Source organism: Pseudomonas sp. SDI (assembly GCF_003105155.1).
Classification (GTDB): Bacteria; Pseudomonadota; Gammaproteobacteria; order Pseudomonadales; family Pseudomonadaceae; genus Aquipseudomonas.
Genome location: NZ_QETK01000018.1, coordinates 33,126 through 59,086, shown reverse-complemented (window position 1 = coordinate 59,086; position 25,961 = coordinate 33,126). Strand labels below are relative to the sequence as shown.

General features: G+C 65.0%; 21 protein-coding genes. 6 read left to right on the top strand and 15 right to left on the bottom strand.

What is annotated here, in order from left to right; translation table 11 throughout:
* Positions 1 to 244 precede the first annotated feature (244 nt).
* The 6 genes from DCO48_RS13735 to DCO48_RS13710 all read right to left on the bottom strand — a co-directional run bounded on the left by DCO48_RS13735 (position 245) and on the right by DCO48_RS13710 (position 9,553).
* Positions 245 to 952: a YebC/PmpR family DNA-binding transcriptional regulator gene (locus DCO48_RS13735; protein WP_116551152.1), complete on the bottom strand. Its 708-nt coding sequence runs from the start codon at positions 950 to 952 to the stop codon at positions 245 to 247.
* 209 nt (positions 953 to 1,161) lie between these two features.
* Entirely contained in the window at positions 1,162 to 2,589 is a 1,428-nt protein-coding gene (locus DCO48_RS13730) for a sigma-54 dependent transcriptional regulator (RefSeq protein ID WP_116551151.1), read from the bottom strand.
* On the bottom strand, positions 2,558 to 4,051 hold the full coding sequence (locus tag DCO48_RS13725) for a sensor histidine kinase (RefSeq protein WP_116551150.1): 1,494 nt from the start codon (positions 4,049 to 4,051) through the stop codon (positions 2,558 to 2,560). Before DCO48_RS13725 ends, DCO48_RS13730 begins: the two co-directional genes overlap by 32 nt.
* 108 nt (positions 4,052 to 4,159) lie before the next feature.
* Entirely contained in the window at positions 4,160 to 5,143 is a 984-nt protein-coding gene (locus DCO48_RS13720; protein ID WP_116551149.1) for an SCO family protein, read from the bottom strand.
* A 12-nt stretch (positions 5,144 to 5,155) separates the two neighbouring features.
* Positions 5,156 to 7,891 carry a multicopper oxidase domain-containing protein gene (locus DCO48_RS13715; RefSeq protein ID WP_256584072.1) on the bottom strand — a complete coding sequence of 912 codons (2,736 nt, stop codon included), beginning with the start codon at positions 7,889 to 7,891 and terminating at the stop codon, positions 5,156 to 5,158.
* A 204-nt stretch (positions 7,892 to 8,095) separates the two neighbouring features.
* Positions 8,096 to 9,553 (bottom strand): PAS domain-containing sensor histidine kinase, encoded by a 1,458-nt coding sequence (locus tag DCO48_RS13710; RefSeq protein ID WP_116551147.1) that lies wholly within the window; start codon positions 9,551 to 9,553, stop codon positions 8,096 to 8,098.
* Between the two features lie 259 nt (positions 9,554 to 9,812).
* On the opposite strand from DCO48_RS13710, the gene DCO48_RS13705 reads away from it, so the two are divergent.
* Genes DCO48_RS13705 through DCO48_RS13690 form a run of 4 tightly spaced genes read left to right on the top strand, consistent with a single transcriptional unit; the run spans position 9,813 to position 15,376 of the window.
* Complete coding sequence (locus DCO48_RS13705) at positions 9,813 to 11,156, top strand: hypothetical protein (protein ID WP_116551146.1); 1,344 nt, start codon at positions 9,813 to 9,815, stop codon at positions 11,154 to 11,156.
* Between the two features lie 35 nt (positions 11,157 to 11,191).
* Positions 11,192 to 13,423 (top strand): Ig-like domain-containing protein, encoded by a 2,232-nt coding sequence (locus tag DCO48_RS13700; protein WP_116551145.1) that lies wholly within the window; start codon positions 11,192 to 11,194, stop codon positions 13,421 to 13,423.
* Positions 13,424 to 13,439: 16 nt separating this feature from the next.
* The gene (locus tag DCO48_RS13695) at positions 13,440 to 13,913 is read left to right on the top strand and encodes a curlin (protein ID WP_116551144.1); all 474 of its coding nucleotides are present in this window, start codon (positions 13,440 to 13,442) and stop codon (positions 13,911 to 13,913) included.
* Positions 13,914 to 13,930: 17 nt separating this feature from the next.
* Positions 13,931 to 15,376, top strand: coding sequence for a curlin (locus DCO48_RS13690; RefSeq protein WP_116551143.1), 1,446 nt, complete (start codon positions 13,931 to 13,933; stop codon positions 15,374 to 15,376).
* Positions 15,377 to 15,475: 99 nt separating this feature from the next.
* Here the strand turns inward: DCO48_RS13690 and ureG are convergent, their stop codons facing one another.
* Genes ureG through DCO48_RS13650 form a run of 8 tightly spaced genes read right to left on the bottom strand, consistent with a single transcriptional unit; the run spans position 15,476 to position 21,069 of the window.
* Entirely contained in the window at positions 15,476 to 16,108 is a 633-nt protein-coding gene (ureG, locus tag DCO48_RS13685; RefSeq protein WP_116551142.1) for an urease accessory protein UreG, read from the bottom strand.
* A gap of 10 nt (positions 16,109 to 16,118) precedes the next feature.
* Complete coding sequence (locus tag DCO48_RS13680) at positions 16,119 to 16,793, bottom strand: urease accessory protein UreF (RefSeq protein WP_116551141.1); 675 nt, start codon at positions 16,791 to 16,793, stop codon at positions 16,119 to 16,121.
* A complete protein-coding gene (locus DCO48_RS13675) occupies positions 16,793 to 17,338 on the bottom strand; it encodes a HupE/UreJ family protein (protein ID WP_116551140.1) in 546 nt (181 codons plus the stop codon). Before DCO48_RS13675 ends, DCO48_RS13680 begins: the two co-directional genes overlap by 1 nt.
* 22 nt (positions 17,339 to 17,360) lie before the next feature.
* Positions 17,361 to 17,876: an urease accessory protein UreE gene (ureE, locus tag DCO48_RS13670; protein ID WP_116551139.1), complete on the bottom strand. Its 516-nt coding sequence runs from the start codon at positions 17,874 to 17,876 to the stop codon at positions 17,361 to 17,363.
* A 10-nt stretch (positions 17,877 to 17,886) separates the two neighbouring features.
* Positions 17,887 to 19,590 carry an urease subunit alpha gene (gene ureC, locus DCO48_RS13665; RefSeq protein ID WP_116551138.1) on the bottom strand — a complete coding sequence of 568 codons (1,704 nt, stop codon included), beginning with the start codon at positions 19,588 to 19,590 and terminating at the stop codon, positions 17,887 to 17,889.
* Positions 19,587 to 19,904 carry an urease subunit beta gene (locus DCO48_RS13660; protein WP_116551137.1) on the bottom strand — a complete coding sequence of 106 codons (318 nt, stop codon included), beginning with the start codon at positions 19,902 to 19,904 and terminating at the stop codon, positions 19,587 to 19,589. Before DCO48_RS13660 ends, ureC begins: the two co-directional genes overlap by 4 nt.
* Positions 19,905 to 19,922: 18 nt before the next feature.
* A complete protein-coding gene (locus tag DCO48_RS13655; protein ID WP_116551136.1) occupies positions 19,923 to 20,225 on the bottom strand; it encodes an urease subunit gamma in 303 nt (100 codons plus the stop codon).
* 10 nt (positions 20,226 to 20,235) lie between these two features.
* Positions 20,236 to 21,069: an urease accessory protein UreD gene (locus tag DCO48_RS13650; protein ID WP_116551135.1), complete on the bottom strand. Its 834-nt coding sequence runs from the start codon at positions 21,067 to 21,069 to the stop codon at positions 20,236 to 20,238.
* Positions 21,070 to 21,375: 306 nt separating this feature from the next.
* Between DCO48_RS13650 and DCO48_RS13645 the strand changes: the two genes are divergently transcribed.
* Positions 21,376 to 22,260, top strand: a complete 885-nt coding sequence (locus DCO48_RS13645; RefSeq protein WP_116551134.1) for a DMT family transporter — start codon at positions 21,376 to 21,378, stop codon at positions 22,258 to 22,260.
* Positions 22,261 to 22,280: 20 nt separating this feature from the next.
* Here the strand turns inward: DCO48_RS13645 and DCO48_RS13640 are convergent, their stop codons facing one another.
* On the bottom strand, positions 22,281 to 22,631 hold the full coding sequence (locus DCO48_RS13640) for a hypothetical protein (RefSeq protein ID WP_116551133.1): 351 nt from the start codon (positions 22,629 to 22,631) through the stop codon (positions 22,281 to 22,283).
* A gap of 272 nt (positions 22,632 to 22,903) precedes the next feature.
* On the opposite strand from DCO48_RS13640, the gene fdnG reads away from it, so the two are divergent.
* The gene (gene fdnG / locus DCO48_RS13635; RefSeq protein ID WP_116551132.1) at positions 22,904 to 25,954 is read left to right on the top strand and encodes a formate dehydrogenase-N subunit alpha; all 3,051 of its coding nucleotides are present in this window, start codon (positions 22,904 to 22,906) and stop codon (positions 25,952 to 25,954) included.
* Positions 25,955 to 25,961 lie beyond the last annotated feature (7 nt).

Genomic DNA, 25,961 nt, shown 5'->3' with positions numbered 1-25,961 from the left:
GGTGCAAAGACACGATTGCTTGATGAACGCCCCTGCATCAACCAACGTTTGAAGTGGATCAAAAATCCCTTTTGTGCAAACAGCGCGCTACGCGCCTCATCGGCCCCTTGCGTGTCGCGAGCCACGCGCGACACAAACGTCTACAGAATTGGCGGGGCCTACGCCCAAAACAGAGGGCACCTCGCCACAACTAAGGCAGGGCCGGCCCGTCAAAGCGACCGCCCCTAAACCAGACCGAACAGAATCAGCCCGCCAGCCCGACGTAAACGTTCTGCACATCATCGTTATCATCGATCGCCTCGAGGAACGCCTCGACCTCGGCCATCTGCTCATCGCTCAACGCGCTTACCGGGTTTTTCGGGGTATACCCGATCTTGGCCGACAACACCGTGAAGCCCTGCTCCGGGAGCGCTTTCTGCACCGCGTCCAGGTCAGTGGTATCGGTAATGAACAGGGTGTTCCCCTGCTCTTCACCTTCGGCAAAATCCTGCGCACCCGCTTCAATGGCAGCCATCTCAGGATCGGCATCCGGTTTAGCCGGCGCCGCCTCGATCAGCCCGACATGGTTGAAGTCCCACGCCACCGAACCGGAAGCGCCCAGCTGGCCCTTGCGGAACAGCACACGAATCTGCGCAACGGTACGGTTAACGTTGTCGGTCAGGCACTCGACAATCAGCGGCACCTGGTGCGGTGCAAAGCCTTCGTAGGTAACCGCGGTGTAGTTCACCGCATCGCCATCCAGCCCGGCACCCTTGCGAATCGCCCGTTCCAGGGTCTCACGGGTCATCGAGGCCTTCTTCGCCTGTTCGATCGCCAGGCGCAGGCGCGGGTTCATGTCCGGGTCGGCACCGGACTTCGCCGCCATCTGGATCTCCTTGGACAGCTTGCCCATGATCTTGCCCTTGGCGTTGGCAGCTGTTTCTCTATGCTTGGCTTTCCACTGTGCGCCCATCTCGACTCTCTTGTATCAGTGGCCGGTTCAGGTAGCGACCGGCAAAGTGGGTGCAGTTTATACGCCCTGTGCCCGGCAATCGACAAAAAATCTTCAGCCCTTGTGCAGCTTGCCCGCCGCTGCGGCACAGCCTGCCAGGCGCTCGTCCAGGCGCCGCGAGCGGCGCCGACAGGGGGGCGACAGGGGGGCGACAGATCAACCACAGCGGCTCACCACTGGCGCTTGTCCGGCCGGCTCAGCCCGAGTTTCTCGATGCGGTAGCGCAGCATGTCGCGGCTCAACCCGAGCAAGCGTGCCGACTTGGTCACGTTCCAGTCGGTGCGATCGAGCATCTTGCGCACCATGTCGCGCTCCACCTCCGGCAGGTTCATCGAATCCATGCTGTCATGCATCACCGGCGACGCCACCAGCGCCGCCGGTGGCAATTCATCCGCCTCATCCACCAGGCTCATGCACACATTCAACTGGTTCGGTCCAATCACCTCATGCTGCGCCAGCAATACCGTCTGCTCCAGCATGTTGCGCAACTCGCGGACATTCCCCGGCCAGCTGTAACTGAGCAACAGCGCCTGCGCTTCGGCGCTGAAACGCAACTGCGACTTGCCATAGCGCTTGCCGTGCTGACCGAGAAAATGCCGGGCCAGCAACAACACATCGTCGCCCCGGGCAAACAGCCGCGGCACCTTGATCGAGATGATCCGCAAGCGGAAGAACAGGTCGCGACGGAACTTGCCCTGCTGCACCATCTGCTCCAGGTTGCAGTTGGTTGCACTGATGATGCGCAAATCAACCTTGCGCTCCTTCACCGCGCCAATCCGGCGAATGGTGCGGTCCTCCAGCAACTTGAGCAGTTTGGCCTGCAACAGCAGGTCCATTTCGCCAATTTCATCGAGGAACAGGGTACCGCCGTCCGCCGCCTCGACCAGCCCGAGCCGGCGGTCCTTGGCGTCGGTAAACGCCCCCTTCTCATGCCCGAACAGCTCGGCTTCGAGCAAGTTGGCCGGAATCGAGGCGCAGTTGAATTCGATGAATGGCCCCTTGCTGCGCGGCCCGTCGAAATGCAGCGCGCGCGCCACCAGTTCCTTGCCGGTGCCGGTCTCGCCCTCCACCAGCACCGGAGGCAGGTCGCCGCTGGTCATGCGCCGCTCGGCCTCCAGCAACTGGCCGATGGTGCGCTTGAGATCGAGCATCGCCAACGACTCGCCGAGCAACGCCTGCACCCCGGACTTCTGCGCCTCGCGCTCCTGATAGAAGGACAGCGTGCGCTCCATTCGCTCGGTGGCCAGCGCCTTGTCGAGCATCAACTTGAGTTCGGTCAGCGCCACCGGCTTGGTCAGGTAATGGAAGGCGCCCTCCTTCATCGCCATGACCGCGTCTTCGACGTTGCCATAGCCGGTCATCATGATCACCTTGAGCTCCGGCGCCTTGGCTACCAAGGTGCGCAGCAGCTCATGGCCGTTCATGCCCGGCAGCGAATTGTCGGTCAGCACCGCATCGGGCTGGCACTGCTGCAGCAGCTCCAGGGCCTCCTCGGCGCTGTGGCACACGGTTACTTCAAAGTCGCGCCGCTCCAGATAGGTCTGGATGTTCTGGGCGAGCAGCTCGTCATCCTCGACCACCAGAATGCTGTGTTCCATGATCCCCTCCGGCAACATTGAAAGTCAGGCTGACGCGGGTTCCCTCCTCCTCACGGCTGGTCAGGCTGACCGCACCGCCAAATCGTTCCATGATGCGTTTGACCAGGACCAGGCCGACCCCGAGGCCGCCCTGCTTGGTGGTGAAAAACGGTTTGAAGACCATCCGCTCCTGCTGCTGGCTCATGCCCTTGCCGGTGTCGCTGAGCAGCAGCTGCAATTGCCGGCCGCCCGCCAGCAGGCTCACCTCGATGCTCAGCCGACCACCGCCGGGCATGGCTTCCAGGGCGTTGGAGAACAGGCTGTTGAGAATCTGCGTGAGCAGCACCGGCTGGCTCACCACCATGGCAGTCGGTGGCGTCTGCACCTGCAGCTGCACCGCATTGCGCTTGATCTGCGGGGCGAACGCCGCACGGGTGTCGTCGATGGCCGCGAGCAGGTCGACCGCCTCGGCATCGTCGTGCACCGGGCGTAGCGACACCAGCAGCTCGCGCACCCAGCGCGACATACGATCGACCTGGCTGATGATGTCGTCGATATTCTTCTGCGCCGGCACGCTGGCCACGTCGTGGGCCAGCTCGGCACTGGAACGGATGGTCGCCAGGGGATTGCGCAGGCTGTGCGCCACCGCCGAGGACATCTCGCCAAGGGCGACGAAGGTTTCGCTGGCAATCAGCTGGGTTTGCTGCGAAGCCAGCATGTTTGCGCCGCGGCGCACGATCCAGAACAAGCCCAGGTACACCAGCACGCCGCCGATGGCGGTGCTGCCCCAGATCAGCACGTAACCGCGCTGGATCCGCCGCACCAGGTCCTGCGGCTCCTTGTACACCTCGACCATCGACACCACCTTGCTACCGTCGCTGTTGAACATCGGGATGTAGTTCTCGATGAACAGGTAGTTCGGCTCGCGGAGGAATTTCTGCTCGTCGCGGTCCTCGTCGGCCTTGTGATAGCTGGACGACACCGGCACGCGCGATTCGAACGACTCGTCGAGGTCGTCGTCGGCTTCGATCTTCTTGCCGATCAGTTGTGGGTTGGTCGACCAGACCACCGTCCGATCGTGGGCGTAGACGTTGGCCAGCAGGGTGTCCGGCAGGTGCTCGACGTGATCGAGAAACTCGATGCGCGCAGCCGCGGCTACCGCAGCGTCAACGTTCGGGTACTGGTCATCCATGCGCGGGTCGAGCAGATCGCCCATGGTCACCCCGGGGGCGATCTGCGCATGGCGCACTTCGGCATGGGCCATGGCCTGGATGAACTGCGCGGTGAGCATCGCGTCGCGCTCGACGCTTTCGTTGACCACGAAGGCCGTCGAGACATAGCCCAGCCCCACCGCCACCGACGTGATGATGACCAGGCTGACCAGGGAGAACCAGCGCAACAGGTTGAACTGGCGTTGATGTCGAACACGGCTAGGAGTGCTCGGCGCCGCAAGGGTCGCTTTGTCGTTATTGAGCATCTGCATCGGGACACTTCCTGGTGGGATGCTGTCTCTAAAAGCTTATAGCGCAGCCCGCTGTGGAGGGTGGACATCATTCGCTATGACGCGACGCACGGTGATAGCACTTTACCTTCACGGCGGCGCGGCATTGCCCGTCTGTTGTGCCGCCAGCCGCAGCTGACGCTGCTGTTCACTGTGCAAGAAATCGACCAGCGCTTGCGTGTCGCCCTCGTTCAGGCCCAGGTTGGGCATGCGCACCTGGTTGTAGCGGGCGAACAGCTCGACGGCAATCGGGTCCTGCTCGGCCAGCATCCGATCCGGTTCGCGGATCCAGCGGCTGAGCCAGACCGGCTCGCGACGCTCGGTGACCCCCAACAGGTCGGGGCCTACCGCCCGCATGCCGGTGGTTTCCCCATCCATGGGGCCCAAACTGTGGCACGCCGCGCAGCGCGTGCGGAACAGCGTCTCGCCATGGCTCGGTGGGCGAATCAGCGGGGCGTCGGCATAACTTTGCTCGACGCTGGGCTGCTTCCAGTTCTGCAGGCTATTGGCCAGCTGGTCGGCCAGAATCCACGGGTTCTCGAACGGCGATGCTTTCATCCAGCGACCCGTGGCCTGGTTGCCGACGATCAGGCTGAGGTTATGGTCGCGGTTGCGGCCGTTGTCGATGCCGTCGATGAACAGCCCGAGGGCCTGGCGCAGCGCATCGATCTGATCCTTCTCACCGGTGAGAAAACGCCAGCCAGGGCCGATCTTGAACTTGGCCATATAGGCCTTGAGTACCTCGGGGGTATCCGACAGCGGATCGATGCTGATCGAGTAGAAGAACACGTCGCGCCCGACCCGCTCGCCGAGCAGTTGCTGCACCTGGCGCAACCGCGCGGTTTCCAGCGGGCAGGAGTCGCCGCAGCCGGTGAAGATGAAATTGACCACCACCACCTTGTCCTCGATCAGGTCGTCGAAGAAGCGCACAGGGCGCCCGTCCTGGTCGACCAGCTCGGTATTGGGGAAATAGCCACGCCCCCAAGGCGTGGCCTGCTCGTCGGCCTGGCTCAACTGCACCACCAGCACCAGGGCCAGCAGCAGCCAGGCCCAACCACCGTCGAATCGCGCCATGCTCGCCACCCCCTAGTTGGTGACCTTGATCTGCGGCCCGAACCCGTCGCCCAGGCGCCAGGTCGGCAATGCGGCGGAATTGATGTACTGCACACCATCCCAGCTCGGCAGCGGCGTCGGCATCATCTGCAACTGGCCGGGGTGCTCGATGTCCCAGCGCAACAGCATCGAGTTGTCCTCATGCTGGGTGTTGTGGCAGTGCTCCATGTAGGTCCCGGCGAACTCGCGGAAGTTGATTGCCATCTCCACCGTGTCGGTACCGTCCTTCTCGCTGCCGATCCGGTAGACATCCTTGCGCGCCCATTTTTCCCACTCCGGCGGTGCCTTGCCGCCGCGGCTGAGGATGATCCCCTCCTCGAAGTGCACATGCACCGGATGACTCCAGCCGTTGCCGCCGTTCTGGATTTTCCACACTTCAAGGGTGCCGAAGCCACTGGCCCCGGCATCGGTCGGCCCACTGGCCAGCTGGACCGCCGACGACAAACGGCGCGGGTCCATGTGGTAGCCGAAGCCGCCGTCGGTCTTCACCGTCCAGGGTGCCTTGTCGCTACCGTCGGAGCGGCCAAAGATGAACGTGCGGTGCCGGGCCAGGGCCAGCCGCGCCTGGTCGGCCGGGTCGTCGCGGTGCAGTTTCAGCGGGATCATCACCTTGCCCATCGGCTTGCCCGGTTTGGCCGGTTCGTAGGCCGCCGGGTCCATGGCCAGGTCCTGGCCGCTGTAGGCCTTGACGTTGAGCTGCAACACCTTGCCCACCGCCGGGTCGCCCTTGTCCCACAGTGGGCCATTGCTGCCCTGCTTGATCACCGCCAGGTATTTCTCCGACAGCACCTCGCCGAGGTCGATGTCTTCCTTCGGCCCCTTGCCGGTGTCGTGGGCCTTGAGGTTGACCAGAAACAGCTTGTCGCCGGCCTTGATCCCGTTTTTCGCGAAGTTGACGATGATGTCGAAGCGTTCGGCGATGCCCTGGGTCGGCAGGATGGCGTTGTGGTTCTGTTTGTCGCCGTCGGCGTCGAGGTCCATGCTGCCGTCGAACGGCACGCTGTGCTCCATGAGGTTGCCGTCGTTGCCGATCAGGTGGAACGGCACCCGTGCGTAGGACACCCCGGAGCCCTTCGGCCCCTGGAACTCACCGCTGCTGCCCTTGATCTCGCGCACCAGGGCCAGCTTTAAGTAGCGCGACACCGAGCCGTTGAGGATGCGGAAGCGGTAGCTGCGCGCACGCACGTCGAGGGTCGGCTTGAACTGCCAGTTCACCAGCACCTGATCGCCAAGGAAACCGTCGGTATTGAACGGGTTGAACCACAACTGGCCGCTGGCATCCCAGGCCTTGTCGGCGAGCACCAGGTTGACGTCATAGTCGCGGTTGCCCCAGGGCAGCGCCGAGCCGCTGGGCAGGCGCAGGTTAACGCCGTCGTCGATGCTTTCGTTGCCGCGGTCCAGGGCACTGTAGTAATTCATCATCGCCGCGTTGCCCTTGTAAACGTTTTGCGCGGTGAAATCGAGCATGTGGTCGTGGAACCAGTGGCTGCTCATGGTTTCCCGGTAGTCGCCGCGGATGCGGATGCTGCCGTGGTCGCAGGTTTTCAGCCCGGGGTTGGCGTCGTTGACCCAGAGGGTTTCGCCCGGCGCGCAGGGGAACGCGGCGCGCGGGTCTTCGGCACGGGTGTTGATGCTGTCGTAGCCAGCCAGCTGGATCGGCCAGCGGTAGTCGTAATACTGGCCGGGGAAGAAGAACGCATTGGCGTAGCCGTCGCTTTCGGCCGGGGCATGGCCGTTGTGTTCATGGGTGCTGATGGTATGCAGGCCAAAGCCGTGGTTGGCCGCTGGGTCGATCGGCAAGGCATTGTAATGGCGCATCAGCAGCGGCTGGCCGTAGCGCACCATCAGCAGTTTGGGCGGCAGCGTGCCGTCGAAGGTCCACACCGATTTGTGGTCCTGCAGCGGCATGTTCGGGTGGAAGCGCACATCGACGCCCTTGGTGGTGCCGAGGGTGTTGGCCTGCCCGGCGGTGTTGTAATAGAGCCCGCCGGGGCCGAATTCGCCGACCGCGTAATGGTGCATCTGCATCGCGTCGCGCAGGCCGCCGTTGATCCGCGCGCCGGCCTGCGCGGTTTTGTAGGCGGCCTGCGGGTAAAACTCGTTCCAGCGCTGGTGCGACCAGCCCTTTCCTGGCGGACGGCCCTCGGCCGGCGCACCGATATGACGGTTGAGGAACAACTCGATCTGCGTCTGCCAGGGATTGCGGTCGACCACATTGGCAAACTGGCTGGGGAACGGCGTCAACCCCGGCTGCTTGAGGAAGGCATCGAGCAGCGGCCCGGCCGGCGCACTGCGGGCGACGCGGGCGGGGTCCTGCTGCGGCGCCGGACCGATGCTCGGCGCCGGAAAAGCCAGCGGCCCGTTCGGGGTGGTCGGGTCCAGCCGGGTGGGGCCGAACTCTTCGAACAACAGCAATTGCTGGCTGAACGGCTGCGCGCCGAACAGCGGGCTGGGCTTGCCGTTGGTGGGGTAGTTGAACGAGGTCTGCTGGGCTGGCGGCAGGCTATTCTCGGCCCGCGGGGTATCGCGGTCGCCTTCGACGCCATCGGGCAGGTCGAACGAGCCGATATTGGCTTCAGGCAGTGTGGTGAGGTTGAGCAGCGCCGCCGCCGGATCGGCGGGCGGGTCGTTGAAGTGCGACGGATCGCCCGGCTCCGGGGGCTCGACATCGTCAATCGGGCTGGCCGCCAGCTCAAAAGCCAGCAACATCGCTGCAACAGCGCTGACGGGGAGCAGGTAAGGGTTGCGCCTGGACATGGCATTCACCTCGATTGGGCTGACGGTAATGTTAAAGAGCAATTACCCGGCCAAATCTGTGTCCAAATATTTCGTGCAACTTATACCTTGTAGATTAATACCTTAGCGTTGAACGCGGGGCTTCGGGCTGGCACCAGCAGTGGGGAAAAGTCCCCGTTAGCGGGGGGGCATGCGGAAGTTCAGCACGGCACAGGTGCCCTCGCCTTCGCGGCTGTGCAGGCGCACCGAGCCACCGCTGCGCTCCATGATCCGCTTCACCAGCACCAGGCCGACACCCAGCCCACCCTGTTTGGTAGTGAAGAACGGCTTGAAGGCCATGCCTTGCAGCTTGCCGCTCATGCCTTTGCCATTGTCGCAGAGGCGCAGGCTGAGGCTCTTGGCGGTTTGCCGGAGCACCTCTACGCGCAACTCGCCGCCGTCGGGCATGGCCTCCAGGGCGTTGGCAATCAGGCTGTTGAACACCTGCACCAGCGTCCCGGCCTGGCCCATGACACGGACCCCGCCCAGCTCGGCCAGCTTCACGCTGACCCGTGCTTCGCTGATCGCCCCGTCGTAGGCACGCAGACTGTCGCGCAGGGCCCGTTCGAGATCGACCGGCTCGACCTCGTCGGTCAGCGGGCGCAACGATTGCAGCAGTTCGCGGACCCACTGCGACATGCGGTCGACCTGGCTGATGATGGCGTCGATCTGCTGGTGGGCGGCGCCGTCGTCGAACTCCTGGGCCAGCTCGGCGCTGGAGCGGATGCTCGCCAGCGGGTTGCGCAGGCTGTGCGCGACGGCCGAGGACATTTCCCCCAGCGCTACGACGGTTTCATTGCCGATCAGTTGCTTTTGCTGGGTGGCAAGCACCTTGGCGGCGCGGTAGATGATCAGGTACAGGCTGACGTACACCGCACCGGCGCCGAGCGCGGTGCCCAGCCAGAGCAACAGCAGGCCCTGTTCGATGCGCTCGATCAGGTCACGCGGTTCCTTGTAGATTTCGACCATGGCGGTGACCTGTTCACCGCTGTTGTCGAACAGCGGGATGTAGTTCTCGATGAACAGGTTTTGCGGCGGCACGATGAATTTCTGCTCGCTGCGGGCATCGTCGAGAGTGTGGTAGCTGGCCGAGACCCGGACCTTGTAGTCGAAGGCGTGGTCGAGGTCTTCGTCGGAGTCGATCAGCTTGCCGATCAGTGCCGAATTGGTCGACCAGATCACCGTGCGATCGGGCGCGTAGATGTTCGCCAGGAGTACGTCGGGCAGGTGCGCGATGTGGTCGAGAAATTCCCAGCGGGCGGTGCGACGAGCCGCGGGAGCAACCTCGGGGAAGGCTTCATCGAGCCGCGGATCGAGCAGTTCGCCCATGGTGCGGATGTTTGGAATGGACACATGGCGCACTTCGGCGGAGGCAATCGACTGGATGAACTGGGCGGTGAGCAGCGCGTCGCGCTCGACGCTTTCGTTGATCACGAAGCGGCTGGAGATCAGCCCCAGGCCGACGGCGACGCTGACGATCACGGCCAGGCTGACCACGGCGTACCAACGCAGCAGGTTGAACGGCGGCCGCTCGCTTGCCCCCGCGGTGTCGGCGGCATGCAGTGACGTGGTGTCCAGGGTCTGTTCGATGGTCATGGCAGGTTCCCGCGCCCGATCCCTGTTATGTATAGCCTAGGACGTGCGATATCGCTGGCGTACATGTCCCTTGTAGGCGCCCCACTGTCCCCAATACTGGGGCATGCGCCCCGCCCGGCCGATCCACTAGCAACCCAGAAAATCCAGCAAACCCCCGCCCCACCTGCCCCACAGCCCAGCACCAAAACATTGGTACGGAAGTTGCCGAAGCCCCTGCAGACGACCCGCCCCTGGGCCCGATTGCAAGAGGGAACCACTCATGCACCGTCCTACCCCCTATCCACTGGCCTTGCTGGCCGCCGCCCTGTTCCAGGTTCCGGCTCAGGCCGCCCTGTTCGCGGTCGACTCCGGCCCCTACATCCAAGACAACGGCGGCTTCGCAGCCTGGTACCAGGACACCCACGGCCGCACCCTCGACCTGTGCCTGTCGAAGGCCGTCAGTTCGCGCGTCCCCGGCGCCGCCGGAGCACCCTCGTACATGTGCAGCCTGCTACCGGCCCCTGGCGTGTTCGACGATACCCAACCGCTCAACTTCCCCAGCAACTTCCCCGACGAAGCCTTCTGGTTCACCGCCGACGCCGCCCTGGTCGACGCCGCCCGCGGCATCGACCTGAGCTACGGCACCGCCATCGAAGCGGCCTTCGCTGCCGGAGACCCGGTCGAAGGCGACCAGATCAGCTTCGCCCGGGTGCGCATCCGCGTCGATGTCCCCAGCGCCGGCACCTATGTCATCACTCACCCCTACGGCGTCGACGTCTTCGACGTAGCCGCTGGCGGCCGCCGGGCCATCAACATGACCCGCGACATCGGCATCGGCGCACCAAAGACCTACACCGGCGCCCTGGGCGGCGATGTCGGGCCGTTCCTGCGCAGCGTCAACGGCCCCTACACCGAGACCAACCCGCAAACCGGCGCGAGCGAGCGCTACATCGGCGACCCAAACCTCACCGAAGCGGTCACCGGCAGCCCGTTCAACACCAACTACGTGCGCATCGAAGGGCCGAACGGCCTCGACCTGCGCACCGAACTGTTCGCGATCTCCGGCAAGCTGTCCACGGTGGTCCGCCCGACGCCGCTAATCCCCCAGCGCAGCACCTATTCGCGGCGCACCGAAAGCGGCAACCCACGCGCGCAGCAGGATGTCTTCGTGCTCGCCCCGCCACCGCCCGCCAGCGTCAGCCTGAGCAGCCAGACCCCGGCGCTGGCCTTCAGCGAAGCCAGCAACACCGGCGCCTGGTACGCCCAATCGGCGCTCAACCCGAGCCTGCCGGTCAACCTGCTGGTCAGCGCCGACAACAGCGCCGCCATCGCCAGCAGCACCCCGACCAGCGCCAGTCTGGCGCTCACCGACCTGGTGGTGATCCAGCGTGCCGAGTTCAGCCTGGCCTCCGGGCAACTGACTCTGGTCGCCTCGACCAGCGACGAAATCACCCCGCCGGTGCTCAGCGCCAGCACCGGCACCGGCGCCGTCATCGGTGCCCTGAGTGGCGAAGGCGCGGTGAAAAGCCTGACCACCGGGTTGTCGCCAATTCCGCCGGCTGAGGTCACGGTGACCAGCAGCAACGGCGGCAGCGACAGCGAAGAAGTGGTCATCGTGCCATGAAGCCGATCACGCCCCATTCCGTAGCAGGAGGCAGCATGAACAAATTGCCACGCCTGGCGCTGTGTGCAGCCGGGCTCACCGTCACGCTCACCGGCAGCGCCTGGGCCGGACTCGCCGCCGTCGACCCCGGCCCCTACACCCTGGCCACCGGGCGCTACCCGATGTGGTACGAAGACAACACCGGCCTGCGCATGGAGCTGTGCCAGTCGCGCGCCGCCAGTACGCGGGTGCCGGTCAGCACCCCGCCGGCCTACATGTGCACCCTGCTGCCGGAGCCGGGCGTCTACGACGACGCGCTGCCGCTGGTATTCCCGGACAACTGGCCACCGGAGATGTTCTGGTTCCTGGCCGAAACCCAGATCCCGCAAGTGGGCAACAGCGGTTATGAGCTGGAGGTCTACGTGGCCGGTATCGAAGCGGCCTTCGCCGCCGAGAACCCGGTGGACGGCGACCAGCAGAGCTTCGCCCGCATCCGCATCCGCGCCTCGGTGCCAAGCACCGGCACCTACGTCATCACCCACCCGTACGGCGTCGAAACGGTCAATGTGACCACCGCCGGACGCCGCGCGATCAACATCACCCGCGACATCGGCATCGGCGCACCGGGTAACTTCAGCGGAGCCCTGGACGGTGCCATCGGGCCGTTCCTGCGCAGCGTCAATGGCCCCTACACCGAAGTGAACCCGGACACCGGCGCCAGCGAAACCTACGTCGGCGACCCGAACCTCAGCGAGGCAGTGACCGGCAGCCCGAACAACACCAACTTCGTGCGTATCCAAGGCCCGGCCGGGTCGATCCAGACCAACGTCTTCAGCCTGTCCGGGAAAATCCTCGACCCGCGCACGCAGACCGCTGTCGAAATGGAGCGCGCCAGCTACCGGCGCACCAGTGCCGGTACCCGCGTGGAAGTGTTTGCCCACTCCGCCGCCGGTAACAGCCTGTGCCTGCGCGAAACCCTTGCGCTGGTGCCTGGCACCCCGGCGTCCCCCTGCGCCTATAACCTGCTGACCGACAACAACGGCCTGTACTTCGCCCAGCACCTGATCCCCGGCGCCCCGCCGCCAGTGGTGGTGCTCACCGCCAGCCATCCGGCTGGCGCCACGCAGCCAACGGCGATTTCCAGCAAGCTCAAGGACATCGTCAAGATCCAGACCGCGCACTACGAATGGAACAACAAGCGCCTGCTGATCCAGGCCAGTTCCAGCGATGAAGTACAGGTACCGGACCTGGTTGCCCAAGGTTTCGGTCGCCTGTCCAAGTCCGGTACCACGCAGAGCCTGACGGTTAACGACCTGGCGCAGCCACCGGCCAGCATCACGGTCAAATCCGCCCATGGCGGCAGCGACAACGAACCGGTGGTAATCATCGGCAGCGCCCCGTTGCAGGCCGACAACCAGCCGCCACTGGCCGTGGCCGACAGCGGCAGCACCAGCTTCGGCGTACCGCTGACCCTGAACTTGCTGGCCAACGACAGCGACCCCGACGGCAACACGCCGCTGAGCATCACCGACCTCACCCAACCGGCCACCGGCCAGGGCAGCGTGGCGCTGAGCGGCAGCACTGCGGTGATCTACACCCCTCCGGCGGTGGTCAATGCACCGCTGGTGGCCACCTTCACCTACAAGGCGCAGGACATCAAGGGCCTGAAATCCACCGCCGCCACCGTGACCGTCAATGTCGCCCCGAACCAGTCGCCAACAGCCGTCAATGACAGTGTCGCGACCCTCGGCGTTCCGCTGGTGATCAACGTACTGGCCAACGACACCGACCCTGAAGGCAACCTGCCGCTGGCGGTCAACAGTGTGACCCAACCGGCCCCGGGCCGCGGTACGGTGAGCACCGATGGCACCCAGGTCACCTACACCCCACCGGCCAACGTCACCACGGCGTTCAGCACCAGCTTCACCTACGTGGCGCGGGACTCGCTGGGGGCCTTGTCGGGCAGTGGCACGGTCAGCGTGCAGGTGTCGCCACGGCCAGCGGCGGAAACCTTCACGGTGACCACCGCCACCGTCCAGGCGCGGTCTAACAACCGCTTCAACTGGGACTTCGCCGGCACTTCGTCGGTGACCACCGGCAACACCATCACCATCCAGGTCACGACCCCAACCGGGCTGGTCACGCTGGGTAGCACCACAGTGCCGCTGACCGGGCGCTGGCGGCTGACGGTGAGTAACAGCACCACGGTGATCCCGAGCGCCAGCCCGACGGCCACCATCCGCAGCAGCCAGGGCACGGTGCGTACCGTCCCGGTCACTGTGCAATAACCCGGAGGAGTGCCTGATGCGCCGCCTGGCCCCCTTGCTGTTCTGCCTGGCCCTGAGCGGCCAGGCGGTGCAGGCCAACGACCTGATGGACAACGCCGACCTCGCCGCCGGTTCCGACCTCGGCGAGGCGCCCAGCTGGCTGCCGGCCACGGCCCCGCCCGGCCAGCAGGCGGCAATCGAGCAGAACGGCCAGGCCAACCGCGCCGTGATCGGCCAGGACGGCCAGTCGCTGCTGGGGCGCATCGTGCAGTCGGGCAGTGCCCAGGAGGCGTACATCCTGCAACAGGGCAGCGACCTGATGGCCAGTATCAACCAGCAAGGCTACGGCAACAGCGCCGCGATTACCCAGAGCGGCAGCAACAACCGGGCAGAGATTTCCCAGAACGGCAACAGCAACAGCGCGACCATCCAGCAAGCGGGTTCCGGGCTATCGAGCACGGTTATCCAGGCCGGTAATGGTCAACACGTGCAGGTCAACCAATACCGTTAAACCCTGGAGGCACCACCATGTTCAAGCTCGCTCCTTTAAGCGCCGCCATTGTTCTGGCCCTGGCCGGCCAGGTGATGGCCGACAACAGCGTCTCGACCCAGAGCCAGCAAGGCACCGAGAACATCGCCGACGTCAAGCAATCGGCCTCGCCCTATGCCAGCGCCAGCCAGTTGCAGATTGGCCTGGGCAACGACTCGGCGGCCAAGCAGGACAACGCTACCGCGCAGATTCAGCAGCAGTCGATTGGCGAGTACAACGCCAACTATGCCGAGCAGTTGTTCGAAAACGGCAGCCAGATCCACCAGCAACAGCTCGGTGGCTTCAACAGCACCCATGCCAGCCAGTCGATCGGTACCGAGAACAGTGCCCAGCAGCAGCAGGAAGGCACCGGCAACTTCTCGTTCATCTACCAGGACACCCAGACGGGCAGCCAGGCTACCACCTTGCAATTTGGCGACGGCAACGAAGCCAATATCGAACAGCTGTACAGTGGCACCGCCAACCATGCCCTGAGTATCCAGACCGGGACCGGCAACTACAGTGCGCTGGAACACCTTGCCCATGAACATGGCCAGATCGCCATCTTCCAGACCGGCGAAGGCAACTGGGCCTACGGTGAACAGGGCAGCGGCCAGCGCGGTACGCTGGGCATCAGCCAGAACGGCGCCTACAACTCCACCGAGGTCTGGCAGGACAGCCAGACCGATAGCCAGGCCAGCGTGACCCAGATCGGCCAGACCAACGAGGCGGTTATCGACCAGAGCTTTGGCGAGAACAACCTGGCGACCATCACCCAGGTCGGCGACATGAACGCCCTGTATGTCGATCAGTTCGAGTCGCAGCAGTCGCTGACCAACCTGTTCCAGACCGGCAGCGGCAACCTGCACCTGACCTACCAGAGCGGCGACAACCATGTGCTCAACGCCAGTTCCAGCGGCACCGGCAACAAGGTGCTGGCAAGCAACTGGAAGGGCGATCAGCTGGGCGGGCAGTTCGGCAGCCGGCAGAAGGCCGATATCAACCAGATGGGCGGCGGCAACGTCGCCAACCTGACCCAGGAAGGCGAAGCCAATACCTTGCGCCTGACCCAAAGTGGCTACGACAACAAGGCCAGTACCGTGCAGGCCGACAGCAACAACGAGTTGTACTTCGAACAGAACGGCAGCGACAACCTGCTGATTGCCGATCAGCGCGGCACCGACAACTACGCAGTGGGCAGCAGCAGCGGTACGGGCAACAAGGTGGACCTGGCGCAGTCGGGCAGTGGCAACCAGAGCTACACCTGGCAGCTGTATGGCGACCGTAACGAAGCGAAGATCAAGCAGACCGATGGGGTCAACGTGGCGTACGTGACCCAGGGTGGTTCGTTGAACCAGGCGTCGGTGGATCAGAGCGGCGCGAGCATGACGGCGACGGTGCAGCAGTTCGGCGTGGGTAACCAGGCGGCGGTGCTGCAACAGTAATTTCCCGCGTTGGCCGCGGCTGGCGATGGGCTGGTCGCGGTCTTTTTCATGTATCTGTAGGCGCTCCACTGAACCGTTATCGCTCCTGGAGCCAACCCGTCAAACCGCCACCCGCCCGGCCTCCAGCATGCCCTTCTCGACAATAAAGTCGATCACCGCCTGCAAGCCCTGCCCGGTCTTCAGGTTAGTGAACGTCCACGGCCGCTCTGGCCGCATGCGCTGGGTGTCGCGCTCCATCACCTCCAGCGATGCCCCGACATACGGCGCCAGGTCGATCTTGTTGATCACCAGGAAATCCGACTTGGTAATCCCCGGCCCACCCTTGCGCGGGATCTTCTCGCCCTCGGCCACATCGATCACATACACGGTCAGGTCGGCCAGCTCCGGGCTGAAGGTGGCACTCAGGTTGTCGCCGCCGCTCTCGACAAAGATCACCTCCAGGTTGCCGAACTTGCGCGCCAGTTCCTCCACCGCCGCCAGGTTCATCGAGGCATCTTCGCGGATCGCCGTGTGCGGGCAACCGCCGGTTTCCACCCCGACAATCCGCTCCGGTTCCAGCGCCCCCGCCTCGGTGAGGATGCGCTGATCCTCCTTGGTGTAGATGTCGTTGGTCACCACGGCAATCTGGTAGTGATCGCGCATGGCCTTGCACAGCACTTCCAGCAGCGCGGTCTTGCCGGAACCGACCGGACCACCGACACCGACGCGCAGGGGTTGTTTGTAATGTTGCATAAGGGATTCCTCAGGATCGGAACAATCGGGTGTATTGGGTTTCATGGCACGAGGACGCAATCGCCAACAGCGGCAAGCCCCCGCCCAGTTCGTCGTCCGCCAGGCTCAGGGCGCGTTCCAGCAAATCCGGCAGCTCGGCGCTGAGGTCGCGCAACAGCCCCTGGGCCGCCTGCTGGCCGAACGGCACCAGCTTGACCCCGGCCATTACCGCGCCCTCCAGCCAGGCAAAGCCATGGCCCAGGGCCAGGTCGCGCAGCGGGATCTGCCAGTGCGCGGCCAACCAGGCCATCCCGCCCAGTTGGCTCAGTTCCAGGCTGTCACGCCACTGCGGCGCCTGGCCCAGTTGCCAACCATCGAGCAGGCGCATCAGGGCTTTGCCGCGCTGGCACTCTTCCAGGCGTAACTCGGATGTTTCGCGGTTGGCCAGGAGAAACCGGCTCCAATGCGCGAACGCCTCGGCATCGTCGTCCGCACAGGCGGTGTACAGCCGCGCCAGCAGCGGCCAGTCGAGGTACACGAGGGTGTCCTGCACCTGTTCGCGCTGCCAGTCGGCAAAGCCCTCGGCGCCGCGCACCCAGCCGGCTTCCACCGCCCACTCCAGGCCCTGCGAGTAGGTGAAAGCACCCACCGGCAGGTTCGGGCTGGTCAGTTGCAACAGGCGCAACAGCCTCAGCGCGGCGCTCATCAGCCGGCCAGCACCATGGCTGCCCCGGCCAGCAGGCTACCGCCGGCGATCTTCTGCAAACGACTGTGCCGGCGCAGCAGACAACCTACGCCAAAACCCGCCGCCAGCAGCAGGCCACTGACCGCGACAAAGCCGGCGCTGAACAGCCAGAACGCCCCCGGACTGGCTTCCACACCATGCGCCCAGCCGTGGAACAGGGCGAACAGCGGCATCGCCAGCGCCAGCAGCAACTGCCGTTGCGGCAGCAGCAAGGCCGCAGCAGCCACCAGCAGCGAGCCGAGGATCATGCTTTCCATGCCCAGCACATCGCCGAACAGATGGCCCAGCAGCGCCCCGCCAAACATCGCCGCCAGGGTCGCCAGCGGCAGCGCCAGGCTACGGCCGGTCAGCGCCGCGAGCATACCGGTACCCAGCAACATCAGCAGATGGTCGAGCCCGGTCAGCGGGTGCAGCAGGCCGTCCTGCAGCGGGTTGCTGTCGTGGCCCGGATGGGCGAACGCGGGTAGCGCAATCAGCAGCAGGGCAAAGGCGAAGGTCTTTTTCATGGCAGTCATTCCTTGGGCACTATCAATGAGCGTGGTGGCCGGCGACGCGCACGAAGCGGTGCGCCTGGCTGTGGTCGTGGTTGTCGGCGTGACTGTGGCTATGGCCGTGCGGGGCACTCTGGTAAGCGCCCGCCTCCGGCTCGAACGGTGCCTGTTCGATGGCCACGTCCAGGCCGAGCCCGCGCAGCATGTCGTCGAGCACATGGTCGTGCTGGTAACGCACAAAACCCTCGCCGATCTGCAACGGCACATGGCGGTTGCCCAAGTGGTAGCAGGCCCGCGCCAGCAGCAGCGCATCGGCGCAGCGCACGCTGGACACCTGTTCGTCGGCGGCCAGCACCCGAATCACTTCGCGACCCGCGGCGTCGCTGAGCAGTTCGCCACCGCGAATCAACTGGCCGCGTTCGAGCATCAGGCCGGCCTCGCGGCCGTCGTCGAGGGTGATCCGCACGCGGCTCTTGATCCGCGTATCGAGGTTGAGGGTGACGCTGCCGCTCACCTGCGCGGCAGCGCTCGCCCGGAGGGTCAAGAGAATCATGGCTACTCCTTCAGAACAGAAAATAACGCTGCGCCATCGGCAGCACGCTGGCCGGTTCACACACCAGCAGCTCGCCGTCGGCGCGCACTTCATAGGTTTGCGAATCGACCTCGATGTGCGGCAGCAGAGCGTTGTGCACCATGTCGGCCTTGCGCACGCGGCGACAGCCGCCCACCGTGCCGATCAGGCTGCGCAGGCCGAGCTCGGCAGCCACGCCACGGTCGTAGGCCGCCCTCGACAGGAAGGTCATCCGCGTGGCATTGCGGGCCGTGCCAAGGGCACCGAACATCGGCCGGTAATGCACCGGTTGCGGGGTCGGGATCGAGCCGTTGATATCGCCCATCGGCGCCATGGCGATCATCCCGCCCTTGAGCACCAGCGCCGGCTTCACCGCGAAGAACGCCGGCGCCCAGAGCACCAGGTCGGCCAGCTTGCCGGCCTCTACCGAGCCCACTTCATGGGCGATGCCATGGGTCAGCGCCGGGTTGATGGTGTACTTGGCGATGTAGCGCTTGACCCGGAAGTTGTCGCTGTAGGCCGTGTCCGGGGCCAGCGGGCCGCGGCGCAGTTTCATCTGGTGGGCGACCTGCCAGGTGCGCAGCACCACCTCACCCACCCGGCCCATGGCCTGCGAGTCGGACGAGGTCATGGAGAAGGCACCGAGGTCGTGCAGGATGTCCTCGGCAGCAATGGTTTCGCGGCGAATGCGCGACTCGGCAAAGGCCACGTCCTCGGGAATGCTCGGGTCGAGGTGATGGCAGACCATCAGCATGTCGAGGTGCTCGTCGACAGTATTGCGGGTATACGGCAGGGTCGGGTTGGTCGACGACGGCAGGACGTTGGCAAAGGCTGCCGCGCGGATGATGTCCGGGGCATGCCCGCCGCCGGCGCCTTCGGTGTGGAAGGTATGGATAGTGCGGTCGCCGATGGCGGCCAGGGTGTCCTCGATACAGCCGGATTCGTTCAGCGTGTCGCTGTGCAGCGCCACCTGCACGTCGTGTTCTTCGGCCACGCCTAGGCAGCAGTCGATAGCCGCCGGGGTCGAGCCCCAGTCCTCGTGCAGCTTCAGGCCCACAGCACCGGCCGCGATTTGCTCGCGTAGGCCTGCGGGGCGCGAAGCATTGCCCTTGCCGAGCAGGCCGATGTTGATTGGCAATTCGTCGGCCGCCTGCAGCATGCGCGCGATGTACCACGGGCCGGAGGTGCAGGTGGTGGCGTTGGTACCGGTGGCCGGGCCGGTGCCGCCGCCGATGAAGGTGGTGATGCCCGAGGTGAGCGCCTCCTCGACCTGCTGCGGGCAGATGAAGTGGATGTGCGAGTCGATGCCGCCGGCGGTGACGATCTTGCCTTCGGCGGCGATCACTTCGGTGGCCGGCCCCACCGGCAGGGTCACGCCAGGCTGCACGTCGGGGTTGCCGGCCTTGCCGATGCCGAAGATGCGCCCGTTCTTCACACCGATATCGGCCTTGACGATGCCCCAGTGGTCGATGATCAGGGCGTTGGTCAGCACCAGGTCCATGGCGTCGGCAGCGCGCATCTGGCCCTGGCCCATACCGTCGCGGATAACCTTGCCGCCACCGAACTTGACCTCTTCGCCGTACAGGGTGAAGTCCTGCTCGACGGCCACCCACAGCTCGGTATCGGCCAGGCGCACACGGTCGCCGACGGTCGGGCCGAACATGTCGGCGTAGGCCTGACGGGAGATCCGGCTCATGCCTGTACCTCCAGCGCACCCATCACCTTGCCCTGAAAACCATACACCTGGCGCTTGCCGGCATACGCCACCAGTTGCACGGTGCGCGCCTGACCGGGCTCGAAGCGCACGGCGGTGCCGGCCGGGATGTCCAGGCGAAAGCCGCGAGTAGCTTCGCGCTCGAACACCAGCGTGCGGTTGACCTCGTAAAAGTGGTAATGCGAGCCGACCTGTACCGGTCGGTCGCCGTGATTGGCGACGCTGACACTGAGCGTGGCGCGGCCGACGTTGAGTTCGATGTCGCCGCTGGCGACCTGTACTTCTCCGGGAATCATGCGGCTCTCCTGCGGCGCTCAGACAATGGGGTCGTGCACGGTGACCAGCTTGGTGCCGTCGGGAAACGTTGCCTCGACCTGGACGTCGGGAATCATCTCGGCGACGCCGGCCATGACCTGGTCGCGGCGGAGCACTTCGCGTCCCAGGCTCATCAGCTCGGCGACGGTACGACCGTCGCGGGCGCCTTCGAGCACGGCGGCGCTGATCAGCGCCACGGCTTCCGGGTAGTTGAGCTTCAGGCCGCGGTCACGGCGGCGCTCGGCGAGCAAGGCGGCGGTGAACAGCAGCAGTTTGTCTTTCTCTCTCGGGGTCAGCTCCATCGGTGCTCTCTCAGGTGGCCCAGATGCGTGGCGGGCATGGCGCCAGGCCGATCACGGCCGGGCGCAGGCAGTGCCAGATGCGTTGCAGGGTGGTTTGCAGGCGTTGGTTGTCGTGGTCCAGCAGGCGTACCACCAGCAGCGGCCCGAGCAGGGTTGCGCCAGCCGGGGCCGGCAATTCGGCGAGCAGTTCGCGCACCTGGTCGAGCAGCTCGGGGCTGGCCGGGGCGGCGCAGAAGGTCGCCTGCAAGGGGTAGCCGGCGAGCTTTTCCAGGTGCCCGCCGGCGATACGCAGGCGTTCGTGCAGGCCGAGGTCGCCGCTCAGGTCGATCTGCAAGCGGCTGTCGAGGGCGCCATGGCTAAAGCGTTCGCCCATCACCGGACGGCCCAGGCACAGGGTTTCCCAGGCCAGCAAACGGGCACCGGGGGCCAGGCTGAAGCGGCTGTGCAAGGCGACGCGGGCGCCAGGGAAGCAGATGCTGCCAGGCGGCAGCCACTCCAGGGTACTGCCCTCGGCGAGGTGAAAATGCTGGTTGAGCACCGAGGTTAGGCCGGCGCTGCGGTAGAACTTGGTGGCCCCGGGCATGGTCAGCAAGGCGTGGCTACCGGGGTCGAGGTGGATGTCCAAGGCCAAGCGATCACCACCGACTACGCCACCCGGGGGGTGCAGCAGATAGACGTGGCAAGCCGCGCCTTCCGGGTAGAACGGACGCTGCACCAAAAGAGGTCCGAAATGCCGGCGCGCACCAATTCGGGTCTTGCTTTCGCCCGCGATGAAACGCAGGTGCAACTCGGCGTTCCAGCCAGCATCGGCAAGGTTTGGGTCGCGTGGTTCGGGCAGCGTCATACTTCCAGTCCCGGTGAGGTTTTGGCGTACGGGGTGGAGTGCACATTGCGGGCCAAGCTGGGAAATGCCCAATGAAAGTGCAGGTGGGGAAGATGCAGTTTTTGGCCTCGGCGGGCATATTTCTGCGTGTTTATCCATTTTTTGGGTGGGGCTGCGGGCCCCTTCCGCCCTGACGGTGGCTTACTTTTTTTCAGTCGAAAAAAAAAGTAAGCATGGGCCTGTCCCCTGGCAGCGGACGCCAACCGCATGTTGATCTGCCCCCACCAACCCGTTAGTTTCCAGTACCCCTCTCGCCGGACCCTGCCGATGAAGCCACGAGATATCGCCGCCTACGCCTTCCTGGCCATCGCCTGGGGCTTTTCATTTCTGGTGTTGCTCAAGGTAGTACACGCCTTCGGCTGGGTCGGCGCCGTCAGCCTGCGCGCACTGATCGCCGGCTCGACCCTGGTCCTCCTGGCAACCCTGCTCGGCAAACGTCTGCTCCTGGCCCCGATCTGGAAACCCTTGCTGGTGGTCGGCGCCACCACCGTGGCCGGGCAACTGATCGGCCTGTCCTACGCCACCCCACGCATCGGCACCGCACTGGCTGCGATCTTCGTCGCCACCATTCCTCTGTTCTCGATGATTATCGGCCGCCTATGGGGCCTGGAAAAAATCACCCCCAGCGGCCTCGGCGGACTGCTGCTGGGCTTCGTCGGCATCGTCATGCTGGTCGGCTACCCCGCCCAGGACGTCACCCCGGACTTCATCGGCGGCTGCATCGCCTCGGTGCTCGGCGCCATCTGCGCCGCCTTCGGCAGCAACTATGCCAGCCTGCGACTGCGCTCGGCGCAGCCCTGGGATGTCACCAGTGGCGCGTTCCTGGTCGGCGGCCTGCTGACCTTGCCACTGCTCTTCTGGGTGCCTGTGCCGGCGCTGCCGGAGGCAATCGACGTGCTCTACCTGGTGATCTCCGGCAGCATCATGAGCGCCATGACCTACGTCCTGTATTTCGGCCTGGTCGCGCGCATCGGCGCAACCAAAACCATCAGTGTGGAATTCGTGGTGACCCTGGTAGCAGTGCTGGTCGGCGCACTGTTCCTCGACGAGCAACTGAACCTGCTGCAGATCAGCGGTGGCCTGGTGATCATGCTCGGCTGCACGCTGGTGCTGGGGCTGCTACCCGGCAAGCGTTCGCGCCTGCCCAGCTGACGATCAGCCTTGAATGGCGATTACATGCAGGTCGCCAACGCCGCCAGGCGGCGTTGCGCCACCTCGTCGTGCTTCTGCGCGTAGTACTTGACCAGGGTGTGGGAAAACTCCGAGCGCACATCGGCAAAAGCCTCGGCACCACGGGTGTAGACGGTGAACCCGCCCTTCTCGGCCGGCTCCACATAACCGCTGGCGTCGACGCCGAACACTGCTTCGTCCTGCCAGCCAAACTGGATGCAACGCACCACCTGAGCGGCGTCCTTGCTCGATTTCAGCGCCTTGGTCGGCTCCTGGCTGCGCGCCGAATTCATCGTCGACGAGACACACCCCGACAACAAGGCTGCTGCAACAACTGCCACGACTACCCGCATGGTTCCACCCCCTGTGAGAAAAAACCGCGAATGTATCACGGCCCATGGAAACACTCGCCATAGAGACGCTCGATTGCGACATCGACAGCCTCGATTAGCCGCAGGCTTTGTATGGGCATAGACTGAGTACCGATTAGTCTAGGCAAGCCCACGTCAGAGGGGCTGCCAGCGCAACACCGCGTCACCCGCCTGCATGCACTTATCGTTCACGACGCCCTCGCGGCGGGCTTTACCCTGCCCGCAACAGCGTCGCCTATAACAAGGAGACTCGCATGGGACTGGGCAGACGACAGTTCTTCAAACTGTGCACGGTCGGTGCCGCCACCGCCACCTGCGCCAGCCTGGGCTTCGCCCCCGGCATGGCCCAGGCCACCCAATCGCGCCAATACAAACTGCTGCGTGCTCGCGAAACCCGCAACAACTGCACCTATTGCTCAGTGGGTTGCGGGATCCTCATGTACAGCTTGGGCGACGGCGCGAAAAACGCCAAGTCGCGCATCTTCCACATCGAAGGCGACCCCGATCACCCGGTCAGCCGCGGCTCGCTGTGCCCGAAAGGTGCCGGCCTGGTCGACTACATCCACAGCGAACAGCGCCTGCTGTTCCCCGAATACCGTGCACCGGGCTCAGACAAATGGCAGCGGATCAGTTGGGAGCACGCCATCGAGCGTATCGCCCGACTGATGAAGGACGACCGCGACGCCAACTTCATCGAGAAGAACGCCCAGGGCACCACGGTAAACCGCTGGCTCAGTACCGGCATGCTCTGTTCCTCGGCGGCCAGCAGCGAAACCGGCTCGCTCGACCAACGCTTCACCCGCGCCCTGGGTATCCTCGGTACCGACAGCCAGGCGCGGGTCTGCCACGCGCCGACGGTATCGGCGCTGGCACCGACCTTCGGCCGTGGCGCCATGACCAACAACTGGGTCGACATCAAGAACGCCAACGTCGTGCTGATCATGGGCGGCAACCCGGCCGAGGCGCACCCGGTGGGCTTCAAGTGGGTGATCGAGGCGAAGATCCGCAACGGCGCCAAGGTGATCGTGGTCGACCCACGCTTCAACCGCAGCGCCGCCGTGGCCGACATCTACTCGCCGATCCGCGCCGGTTCCGACGTGACCTTCCTGATGGGCGTGGTCAACTACCTGATCAGCCACGACAAGATCCAGCACGAATACGTCAAGGCCTACACCAACGCCAGCCTGATCGTGCGCCCCGACTACGCCTTCGACGACGGCCTGTTCAGCGGCTACGACGCCGGCAAGCGCAGTTACGATCGCAGCTCGTGGAACTACGAGCTGGATGCCGACGGCTTCGCCAAGCGCGACCCGAGCCTGAACCACCCGCGCTGCGTGTGGAACCTGCTCAAGCAGCACGTCAGCCGCTACACCCCGGAAATGGTCAGCTCGGTGTGCGGCACGCCGCAGGACGACTTCCTCAGGATCTGCGCGATCCTCGGCGAAACCAGCGCCCCGGACAAGACCGCGACCTTCCTCTACGCCCTCGGCTGGACCCACCATACCAACGGCGCCCAGATGATCCGCGGCTCGGGCATGATCCAGCTGCTGTTGGGCAACATCGGCATGGCCGGCGGCGGCGTCAACGCCCTGCGCGGGCACTCCAACATCCAGGGCTATACCGACCTCGGCCTGCTCTCGCTGCGCCTGCCGGGCTACATGAACCTGCCGTCCGACGCGCAGACCAACCTCGCCACCTACCTCAAGCAGACCACCCCGAGCGCGGTGCTGCCGGACCAGGTCAACTACTACAAGCACACGCCGAAATTCTTCATCAGCCTGATGAAAAGCCTGTGGGGCGACAAGGCCACCAAGGACAACGACTGGGGGTACGACTGGCTGCCGAAATGGGACGACAGCTACGACGTGCTCAACTACAGCAACCGCATGTACGAGGGCAAGGTCAACGGCTACATCGCCCAGGGCTTCAACCCGGTGGCGGCGTTCCCGGACAAGAACAAGGCCCAGGCGGCACTGGCCAAGCTCAAGTTCCTGGTGATCATCGACCCGCTGGCCACCGAAACCTCAAGCTTCTGGCAGAACCACGGCGAGCAGCACGACGTCGACAGCGCGGCGATCCAGACCGAGGTGTTCCGCCTGCCCTCTTCCTGCTTTGCCGAGGAAGACGGCTCGATCGTCAACTCCGGGCGCTGGCTGCAATGGCACTGGGCCGGCGCGGCACCGCCCGGCGAGGCCTGGCACGACGGCAAGATCCTCGGCCACCTGTTCATGAAGCTGCGCGAGCTGTACGCCAAGGAAGGTGGCGCCAACCCGGCGCCGGTACTGAACATGGCCTGGGACTACGCCGACCCGTACGACCCGAAACCCGAAGAAGTGGCCCGCGAATCCAACGGCCGTGCCCTCGCCGACCTGCGTGACGAACAAGGCAACCTGATCCTGCGCAAGGGCCAGTTGCTCAACGACTTCTCGCAACTGCGCGACGATGGCAGCACGGTGTGCTTCAACTGGATCTTCGCCGGCTCCTGGACCGAACAAGGCAACCAGATGGCCCGCCGCGACAACGCCGACAGCGGTCTGGGTTGCACGCCGGGCTGGGCCTGGGCCTGGCCGCAAAACCGCCGGATTCTCTACAACCGCGCCTCGCTCGACCCGCAAGGCCGGCCGTGGGACCCGAAACGTCGGCTGATCGGCTGGGACGGCGCGCGCTGGAGCGGTGCCGACGTACCCGACTTCGCCGCCACGCTGCCACCCGGTCACGCCGCCAATCCGTTCATCATGCTGCCCGAGGGCCTCGGCCGGCTGTTCTCGGTGGGGGCGCTGAACGACGGCCCATTCCCCGAGCACTACGAACCCACCGAGAGCCCGCTGGCGAGCAACCCGCTGCACCCCAACGTCACCTACAGCCCGACGGCGCGCATCTACGAGCAAGACCGTGTGCGCATGGGCAAGCGTGAGGACTTCCCCTACGTCGCCACCACCTACTCAATCACCGAACTGTTCCGCCACTGGACCAAGCACGCCCGGCTCAACGCCATCGTCCAGCCCGAGCAGTTCGTCGAGATCGGCGAGCTGCTGGCGGCCGACAAGGGCATTCAGCAGGGCGATATGGTCAAGGTCAGCACCCAGCGTGGCTATATCAAGGCCAAGGCCGTGGTGACCAAGCGCATTCGCCGCCTGGCGGTGGACGGGCAGCACGTCGACACCATCGGCATTCCCTGCCACTGGGGCTTCGAGGGCAGCACACGCAAAGGCTTCCTGGCCAATACGCTGACCCCCGGGGTTGGCGATTCCAATACACATACGCCGGAATACAAGGCGTTTCTCGTGAACATCGAAAAGGTCTAGGGGGCGA